The organism is Rhodomicrobium udaipurense JA643, assembly GCF_000636015.1.
Classification (GTDB): domain Bacteria; phylum Pseudomonadota; class Alphaproteobacteria; order Rhizobiales; family Rhodomicrobiaceae; genus Rhodomicrobium; species Rhodomicrobium udaipurense.
Map to the genome: position 1 here is coordinate 1 of NZ_JFZJ01000148.1, position 7,773 is coordinate 7,773.

The window sequence follows — 7,773 nt, forward strand, 5'->3', positions numbered from 1 at the left end:
GCGTTGAGTGTGTGAAGGCGAGGCCGCTCCGAAAGGGGCGGCCTTTTTTTCTTACGGAGGGAGACCGATGGCTTTGACCCCGGCACAATCCCGCAAGGGATATATCAACCTCTTCAAGTCAGCCACGATCCTGCCCGACCGCCGCGCGGCCGTGCGCGCTGTCGTGGCGCGGCTGGTGAAGGGGCGAGCGCGCTATGAGGCGCTTCAGCAGGAGACAGGCATTCCGTGGTGGTTCATCGCCATCCTGCATGAGCGCGAAGGGGCCTGCGATTTCGGCACATATCTCGGCAACGGGCAAAGCCTGAAGCGCAAGACGACAATCGTGCCAAAAGGGCGCGGCCCGTTCTCGACCTTCGAGGAAGGCGCGCTCGACGCGCTCCGCATCAAGGGGTGGCTCGGCATAAACGACTGGACGCTGCCTACGGTTCTGCATCGTTGCGAGACGTTCAACGGCTGGGGCTACCTCGGCAAGGGCATCAATTCGCCTTACGTCTGGGGGTCCACCAGCCACCAGCAGCGCGGCAAATATGTGCGCGACGGCGTCTTCGACCGCACCGTGTGGGATGTGCAGGTCGGCACCGCCGCGATGATCCTCGGCCTCATCGAGGGCGGATATATCACCATTCCCGAGAGCGATCTTGCGCTGGCGGCCGACGCCAGCGGCGACCCGGTGTTCTATGAGCCGGGCGACCGTGGCGACGGCGTGCGCGAGGTACAGCGGAAGCTGCGCGCGCTCGGCTATCAGGCGGGCGCTATCGACGGCTGGTATGGCGAGAGCACGGCCGATGCGGTCGCAGCGTTCCAGCGACGCAACGGCCTCTCTCCGGTCGACGGCAAGTGGCGGAAGACCTATGAGCCGCTGCTCGAGACGGCTCCGAAGATCGTGCCCGAAAGCCGCGCCAACGCGACGCCGAGACAGCTTGAGGCTTCAGGAGACTGGATCACGCGGGCGCTGCGCGCGGTCCGGAATTTCGTCGTGTATATCGCGGGCCTGTTCGGCATCACGATAGGCACAGGCTCGACCGTGCCCGACATGATTGGGCAAGCGCAAGGCGTGGCGTCGCAACTCTCAGGTCTCGGCGACTGGGCGAAAGGGCACGCGTGGATCGCCCTGATCGTGCTCGCGGTGGCCGTTGCCATCGTGGCCGAGATCGCCCGCCAGCGGCGTGCGAAGGACTACCAGCACGGCGACTATCAAGGCCCCTACAGCGAGGAGACGGCCCAATGAACGTGATCTTTGCGTGGTTTCTCCGTCGCCTCACCGCGTGGGGCCTCGGAGGCGTGTCCGATCTGCTTTCGGCGGGCATCGCCAATTTTCTCGAGCCGCTGGCAAAGTTCGCCCTCGCGCTCATCCGCGGCTTGCTCGAAATCGTCGTGGACCTTTCGAAGAGCTTCGAGGGGCGCATGGTTCTGGCCGGGATCGTGTTCGGCCTTGGCGGCTGGTACGCCTACGAGACCTACACGATCAGGCCGCAGGATGAGGTTGCCGCCCTCGAACAGAGGGTGCGCGATCTTGAGAAACGGCCCGCATCCTGCCCTCAAGCGCCGAAAGCGAGGCCGCAGCGGTGACACAGGGCATAAGCCTTTCTCTCGACATCATCCTGACGCTCGCGGGGATCATCGCCACGGTGGCCGCGAGCTACGCGGTCATGCGGTATCAGGTCGATGACGCCAAAAAGGATGCGGCTGCTGCAAGGCAGCGATCCGATGAAGTCGGCAAGGATTTGCTCGCTTTCAAGGCGGAAGCCAGCGAGCGGTTCGCGACCGACGAGACGCTTCAGCGCGTCGAAAACAGGATAACCGAGGCGATCAATCGCCTCGGTGACAGGTTCGACCGGTTTTTCGAGGGGAGCAGGAAGAGTTGGTGGCAGCGTTAGCGCTGCCTCTTCATGAGTAAATCCCGCGTGGGCGAGGTGGCGCCCGCTCAATCAGCCATTGAACCTGCGGCAGATCACCGATAACCGTATCCCGGATCAGCCAGCCGACAGCGCCCGCCAAGGCGACACCACTTCAGCGGCGCATATAGGGTAGTGTCAAAGCGCGACGATAACGGGCTGGCAGGATCAACCGCCTGGTTGGGCCTGTCGTCCACACAGTGCAGATTAGCCCTGAGCGGCCTTCGTCCTCGCGGAGCGGCATGCGGTCGATTTGCTCGACGCCGAAATGCAGCGCAAAAGGATTGTCGGTGCCGTCTTCGAACATCAATTCAAGCGCGTCATCGCGCCCCATTTCGGGCCATGGCCCGCGCGAGATAATCGCTTCCCGTCCTGTCTTCATCTCGCAGAGTGCGTATTCGAGCCTCGGCGGCACGAGCAGCCGGAAAACGCCCGCATTGACGCTGAGAAAGAGCGCACCGGCGCGGGCGTTGGGCGTTTCAAAATAGTCCGTCGAGACGATTTCGGGGCCGTCATTGTCGATTCTCATCATTCCCCCCCAATCCTTGAGTTGCTCGAAAGTGGGCGTCGGTTCGATGCCATGCCGCATGAGCAGGCGGTGTAGTTCTGGCCCGACCCAGTCCGGTACGTAGCGAGCCCCTGACGCCCAGCGGCGCATCAGACGCAGGTCAATGGCAGCGCGCGGGCCGAGAGGATGCCGGGGCCCCAGCGCTACGGCGAGCTGCTTGTGCCACACCTCGCCGTAGAGGGCGGCACCGGCCTCCCTCAGAGTTTTCGCGCGCGGGCTCATTTGGGCGGCAGCGCGAGTTGCCTGACCGTGCTCGCCAGTGCCGGGGCCCCGCCTGTGAGAGGGCGCACGACGACGTTTCCGAGGCCGATTTTGGCGAGGGACCGCATGAATTCGATCGCTTCGCGGTCGCTGTCCGGGCCGCAATAGATCACGTCCACGATCCCGGTCAGCCGCCGCGCCGCTTCGAGCGCGGCGGTTTTATCGTCCGGCTGTCCGTCAGAGACGACGATCGTTTTCGAGGGGCTGTAGCGTGCCGCATATTCGAGCGCGGCGTGCAGTGCGGTGCCGCCCTCAGGCTCCGGCACCTCTGAGACCTCGCGAGCGGTCGCCGAGAATGCGACGAGCCGCGCGCCAGCGGGCAGCGGCGTGAGCGCTTCGCGCAGCACCTCGATGCGGCGGCGGACGCCGGCCGATTCGGCCATCGATCCCGACACGTCGGCAAGGATCACAACAGCGCCCGATGCGCCGGCAAATCTGGCGTCGATGCGCGCGGTGGCCCCCGTCTCGGCGGGCAGGGATTTTTTGGCACCGGCGAGGATGCGGCCGAGGGGAGTTGTAGGTAAATTTTTGCTCATGGGTTTTTCCTCACAGCGAGATATTCGGACGGGTAGGGCAGATCGGCCACGGCGGCAGCCGCTGCATCGTCGCAATCGATCCTGATTTCGCGCCACCGGCGTGCCGCGAGCGATGCGATCGCCTGCACGGCGCGGCGGGCGGACGAATCGATTTTTGTCATTTCGAGCTTGCCGGGCGGGTTTTTACGGCCGCCGGTCACGTAGAGCACCGCGTGCGGCCCGACCTTTTTCGAGCCGTAGCGGGTTCTCTGCTCCTGGGCGCTTGCGTGGTCGAGATAGACCCGCACCTCCGAATCCTCACGCGCTCGCCACACATTGAGCGTCCACCCGGTGCCGAGCGTCTCGGCCACCATGCGGGCATAGAGTTTTCTCTGCGCCCATTCCGCCTCCTGCGTGGCGTCGCGCGGCGGCGGGGCTTTCGCCTGCGCTTCCGCCCGTGCTTTCGCGCGAGCCTCGGCTTCGACGCGACGGCGCTCCTCGGCTCGGATCGCCGCCCATTCGGCGTCGGTCGCGAGCGACGCGATCCGCGCTTTCTCCTCCTCATCGAGTGCCGCCGCGCGGGCGGCATGCTTTACCGGGTATTTGCGCCGCGCAGCCTCAGCGGCGACGAGGCGGGCGAGGCCGACGAGCTGATCGTCGGTCAGGTCCGAGAGGTCGAGATCGTCACTCACCGGAGGTCTCCTGTCGGGCTCTTTTGATTATCCACCTGACGCGCATCATCTCGCTCTGTGCCACAAATTGTACGAGCGCGGTGCATCTGCCGATTGCGTAGAGATCGTGCAGGCTCTGCGGACCGCAGCCGCCCTGCGGCTCATCAGGGCCGGAACGCCCGTCGATCCAAGCGCCACATCGTCGAGTGTGGCTCCGTCGAATTTTTGCGACAGCGCCGCAGCTTTGGCGCAGCGCGCGGCCACTTCCTCCGCGTCATTTTCGCGGCGCGTGAGCGCGTCGGCGCGGATTGTCTCCGCCCACGCGACTTGCCTCGGCGTACCGACGAGAGGCGGCAGCCCTGCCTCAGCGGCAGTCTGAGCGGCGGCAGCGCTTTCGGCGGCCCGCTTCTCGGCGAGCGCTTTCTCGGCGCAGTCCGGGCAGATTTCCTCGGCGCGCTTCTTGGCGAGCCAGTCACGCTGGCTTTTGCTGCTGCCGAGGTTGCGACGGGTGCGCCCGCGGAGGTCGTGATCGGCCTCGTGCCCGCAGGTGTGGGTGATAATCGTCATGGGGTTATCCCTCCAAATGTGGTGTGGAGAGAGGGCGCGCCCTCTCTTTTTTAGACGTTTTCATATGGGCCGATCCGGAGCTGATATTGGATGTCGCCCCACAGCGACTGGGGGCTTATAGCTACGTATCCGGCCTTTTCCCCTTTTACGGTACGCGTGAACTGCACAAAACCGTGGCCGTCCATCGACCCGATTTCAATGATCTCGGCCGCGCCATCGCGATTGATAAAATTAAATGTTTTTCCAGAGAGATGAGTTTGAAAAATTTTTTCTCTGATTTCCTGCCTAGTCGTTTTGGGAGTCATGGTCATGGGGTTATCCCTCCAATTTGAGTGTCGATAGCGGGGAGGCTGCGGCCTCCCCTTTTTGTCAGTAATGACGGCGGCGATAGTAGGGTGCCGCCAGTGTCTCGTACTCCGTGCTATCGACGCTCGCGGGGATCAGGGCGAATTGATCAAAAATGCGGCCGTCGTACCAATCCTCGGCGCTATCGAGGATCGCTCGCTCGCACGTGCGTTCCGCGAGCTTTAGCGGTAGATCGCGCTCGTGAATTTCCCACGGGCCGTACTGCATATCGCCTGTGGCGCGGCGTTCCCCCCTGCGGGAGAGGACGTGGAATTTTTGGCCCAGAGCCAGTGCCTCGGACAGCGCCGCGCCCAGGTCCGCCTCGTCGACTGCGGCAGCATGCTGCGCGAGCCCCTGCATATAGGCGACGATTGCAGGACCAATTTTTTCGGGAGTGAGGGGCGTGCCAGATTCGGACCAGGCAGCCTCGATCTCGGCGCCGAGGGTGCGGGCGATCCAGTTGGATGCTGTCTGGGCGGTGACTTTGGGGGCAATCATTGACATGGGGTTATCCCTCCAGTTGTGAGTGAGTGAGGCGCGCGCGGAGCGCGCCTCATGCATTTACGCGGTCACGTGACGTTCGGCATCGCCGAGAGCAACACGCTCCCAAACGGACCGCATACCGGCCAGGTAGAGTGAGTAGTCGTGTGCAGCGCGCACCTGCTGGAGCCGCAGCGTTTCGTCGTGCTGGTCGCGCACGCCGTCGTCGTCATCCCACAGATATTGATCTGGCTCAACAACCACCGTTGTAACGGCCGCCTTGTCGGCTGCATCGGCCTCGATCAGGGCCTGATAGAGATCAGGGAGCCGAGTGTCGAGAAAGGTGCTGCTTAGCAGGTTGATTGCGTCTTGTGCTGGTTCCCAGCCGGGGTTGTGCGCCGCAGCCGCAGCATCGTCGAATGCGGAGTGAATGCGGTCACGATTTGCAATTTTCATGGGGTTATCCCTCCAGTTGAGTTGCTGTTTCGGTCCTTTTGGACCATCGTCAGTGGCGCCACACAGCGCCAGACAGTTTGTTTTGCGGGTGAGGCCATCGGGCCTGCCTCCGGAGCGCGTGGGCTCCGGCCTTCTCACCTTGGGCTTCCCGGTTCGGTTTGTCGGCTCCTGCCGCGCTCCCCTTGCCGCCCTCATCTGATAAATATAATATATGGCCGTTTTTTATTTATTGCAACAATAAAAAGCGGCCTACTTTTATTTTTTTTGAGCAGCCATTTTCAGCGCCACGCGAACGCCTTCTGAAACGTTCCCGGCGCCGAGCCTGATTGCGATCTCGAGACTTTCTGTGTCCAGACCAACTTTTTGCGATGTGATCCGCTTCGGCTTGCTTAGCGGTTTTCCGCGCTTCATCTCACCTGCGATGGTGCGGCCATCCAGCTCTGTGACCTGGTCGCCGACGAGCTGCGCGTAGACCGTGCGTTTGCCGACCTCGGTGCGGATGAGCGCGCCGGGCGTGCCGTCGACCGTCACCGTGCCGATGCCCTCGGCGAGCGGCGGGAGCGTCTCGGCGAAATCTTTCCAATTTCCTTGCAGATCGACGGTCACGGTCATGGCTGGCTTCCTTTATGGGCTGTGCCCGGCGGCGCGGAGCCGCCGGATACTATAGAGATTCCATCAGTTCGAGGGGAGGCTGAGGCGCGTTCTCCCGCCGGTTTGTTCGACGACGATTAGGCCGCGCTCGTGCCACTCTCTGAGGCGTTCGTGGATCGTGGACTTCGGGATACTCGTCATCCGCGCCAGTTCTCTCACCGACGCCGCTAGCACTCCTTCGGGTCGAGCCCGCACGAGTTCGACCACATACGTGAGTGTGCCGGGCGCGGCGACGGCGTCGCCCTGGGCGGCTTCCCGGCGGCGGGGTGTGCCCCACGGGCTGAGGGCGAGCTTCATCGCGAAGCTCGCGGCCAGTTCGAGCGCGACGGCAACCGCAATCGGCCACGCCCGCCCAACCTTCGCCGCGTCCCCGCCGAGCACCCATGCGAGGGTTTCGGCGCCGGCGTCGGCTGACGCTGGTTTCCCGGCTGCCAGTGCTTTCCCTGCCTCCTTTAGCCCGGTCTCAATCTCAGACGAGCGGTCGCATAACTTCTTTGCGCCGATCGTGCGGATCGTGCAGCCTGACGACGCCGTCCAGAGCGGCGAGGTCTTGACCGTGCCAAGCTCGGTGAGCAGACGCTCCCGCTCGGCCTTCGCGACTTCGTAGCGCTCGATCTCCATCGCCTTGCCGCCCACGGTCTCTGTTCTATGCGATGCCACGAACATGACCGCATTGGCGACGACGAAGAGCGCAAGTGGCGCCCATGCGATCTTGCAGGCTTTGGCTTGCCCGGTGTTGCCGAGGCGAGCGCTCCACGACGCCACCGGCCACATGAGCCACGACATGACGACGACGGCCGCGAAGCCGACGCCGAACCAGAGGCCGAGCGCGCCATCGAGCGCCAGACCGTTGTGATAGGCGGCGACGGCGCAAACCGCGCCGAGGGCAACGCCGCAGCCTGCAACAAGTAGACGCAGGCCGGTCCCGATGATAAGTTCCATGTGAAGTTCCTTTGCTGGGGATTTCGAGCGCCCCTCGCGAGCCTGACCGCTTGCGAGGGGCTTCTTTTTATTCGGCTGCGATCATGGTGTAGAGGACCGCGTTGGCGGCCCAACCGATGGCGCTGTAGTTATGGCCGGCGACGATAGCGAGGGCGGCGGCCACAACGAAAAGGACTGCGGGAATGTACTTCATTTCTCTCTCCTTTGTTCGAGGCTTCATTGCCTCTTTGATAAATATAATATACGTCCGTGTTTTATATTTGTCAACAATAAAACAAGCCCTATTATTATATTTTTTGGGAGAGAATTTTCTAGGCAGAGACGCGTTTCCACGTGGGACACGTCTAAATAAAGTGTAGCGATTTCATAACCGCTATTTGTCCCACTTTTTGCCTAAGTGCCTGATCTTTATTGTTTGATTA

The 7,773-nt window shown here is 62.8% G+C and carries 13 protein-coding genes; 3 read left to right on the forward strand and 10 right to left on the reverse strand.

Going from position 1 to position 7,773, the window contains the following annotated elements:
- Positions 1-67: 67 nt before the first annotated feature.
- From T281_RS19335 to T281_RS15195, 3 genes are read left to right on the forward strand one after another with little or no spacing between them, the layout of a single operon-like run.
- A complete protein-coding gene (locus T281_RS19335) occupies positions 68-1,228 on the forward strand; it encodes a peptidoglycan-binding protein (RefSeq protein WP_052037561.1) in 1,161 nt (386 codons plus the stop codon).
- Positions 1,225-1,569, forward strand: a complete 345-nt coding sequence (locus T281_RS15190) for a hypothetical protein (protein ID WP_037241259.1) — start codon at positions 1,225-1,227, stop codon at positions 1,567-1,569. Before T281_RS19335 ends, T281_RS15190 begins: the two co-directional genes overlap by 4 nt.
- Positions 1,566-1,877 (forward strand): hypothetical protein, encoded by a 312-nt coding sequence (locus tag T281_RS15195; RefSeq protein ID WP_037241261.1) that lies wholly within the window; start codon positions 1,566-1,568, stop codon positions 1,875-1,877. The genes T281_RS15190 and T281_RS15195 overlap by 4 nt, the downstream gene beginning before the upstream one ends.
- Positions 1,878-2,010: 133 nt before the next feature.
- On the opposite strand, the gene T281_RS19340 is transcribed toward T281_RS15195, so the two are convergent.
- The 10 genes from T281_RS19340 to T281_RS19760 form a co-directional block, all read right to left on the reverse strand.
- Positions 2,011-2,685 carry a hypothetical protein gene (locus tag T281_RS19340; RefSeq protein ID WP_052037562.1) on the reverse strand — a complete coding sequence of 225 codons (675 nt, stop codon included), beginning with the start codon at positions 2,683-2,685 and terminating at the stop codon, positions 2,011-2,013.
- Positions 2,682-3,260, reverse strand: a complete 579-nt coding sequence (locus tag T281_RS15210) for a vWA domain-containing protein (RefSeq protein WP_037241263.1) — start codon at positions 3,258-3,260, stop codon at positions 2,682-2,684. Before T281_RS15210 ends, T281_RS19340 begins: the two co-directional genes overlap by 4 nt.
- On the reverse strand, positions 3,257-3,931 hold the full coding sequence (locus T281_RS15215; protein ID WP_037241266.1) for a hypothetical protein: 675 nt from the start codon (positions 3,929-3,931) through the stop codon (positions 3,257-3,259). Before T281_RS15215 ends, T281_RS15210 begins: the two co-directional genes overlap by 4 nt.
- Before the next feature lie 45 nt (positions 3,932-3,976).
- Positions 3,977-4,477, reverse strand: coding sequence for a hypothetical protein (locus T281_RS17975; RefSeq protein WP_052037563.1), 501 nt, complete (start codon positions 4,475-4,477; stop codon positions 3,977-3,979).
- Between the two features lie 50 nt (positions 4,478-4,527).
- Positions 4,528-4,788, reverse strand: a complete 261-nt coding sequence (locus tag T281_RS15225; protein ID WP_037241269.1) for a hypothetical protein — start codon at positions 4,786-4,788, stop codon at positions 4,528-4,530.
- A gap of 58 nt (positions 4,789-4,846) precedes the next feature.
- Positions 4,847-5,326 (reverse strand): hypothetical protein, encoded by a 480-nt coding sequence (locus T281_RS15230; RefSeq protein WP_155955290.1) that lies wholly within the window; start codon positions 5,324-5,326, stop codon positions 4,847-4,849.
- A 57-nt stretch (positions 5,327-5,383) separates the two neighbouring features.
- On the reverse strand, positions 5,384-5,758 hold the full coding sequence (locus T281_RS15235) for a hypothetical protein (protein ID WP_155955291.1): 375 nt from the start codon (positions 5,756-5,758) through the stop codon (positions 5,384-5,386).
- A gap of 255 nt (positions 5,759-6,013) precedes the next feature.
- On the reverse strand, positions 6,014-6,370 hold the full coding sequence (locus T281_RS15240) for a hypothetical protein (RefSeq protein WP_037241277.1): 357 nt from the start codon (positions 6,368-6,370) through the stop codon (positions 6,014-6,016).
- Positions 6,371-6,433: 63 nt separating this feature from the next.
- Positions 6,434-7,351, reverse strand: coding sequence for a helix-turn-helix transcriptional regulator (locus T281_RS15245; RefSeq protein WP_037241280.1), 918 nt, complete (start codon positions 7,349-7,351; stop codon positions 6,434-6,436).
- Between the two features lie 67 nt (positions 7,352-7,418).
- Positions 7,419-7,544, reverse strand: coding sequence for a hypothetical protein (locus T281_RS19760; RefSeq protein ID WP_276324645.1), 126 nt, complete (start codon positions 7,542-7,544; stop codon positions 7,419-7,421).
- Between the last annotated feature and the right edge of the window lie 229 nt (positions 7,545-7,773).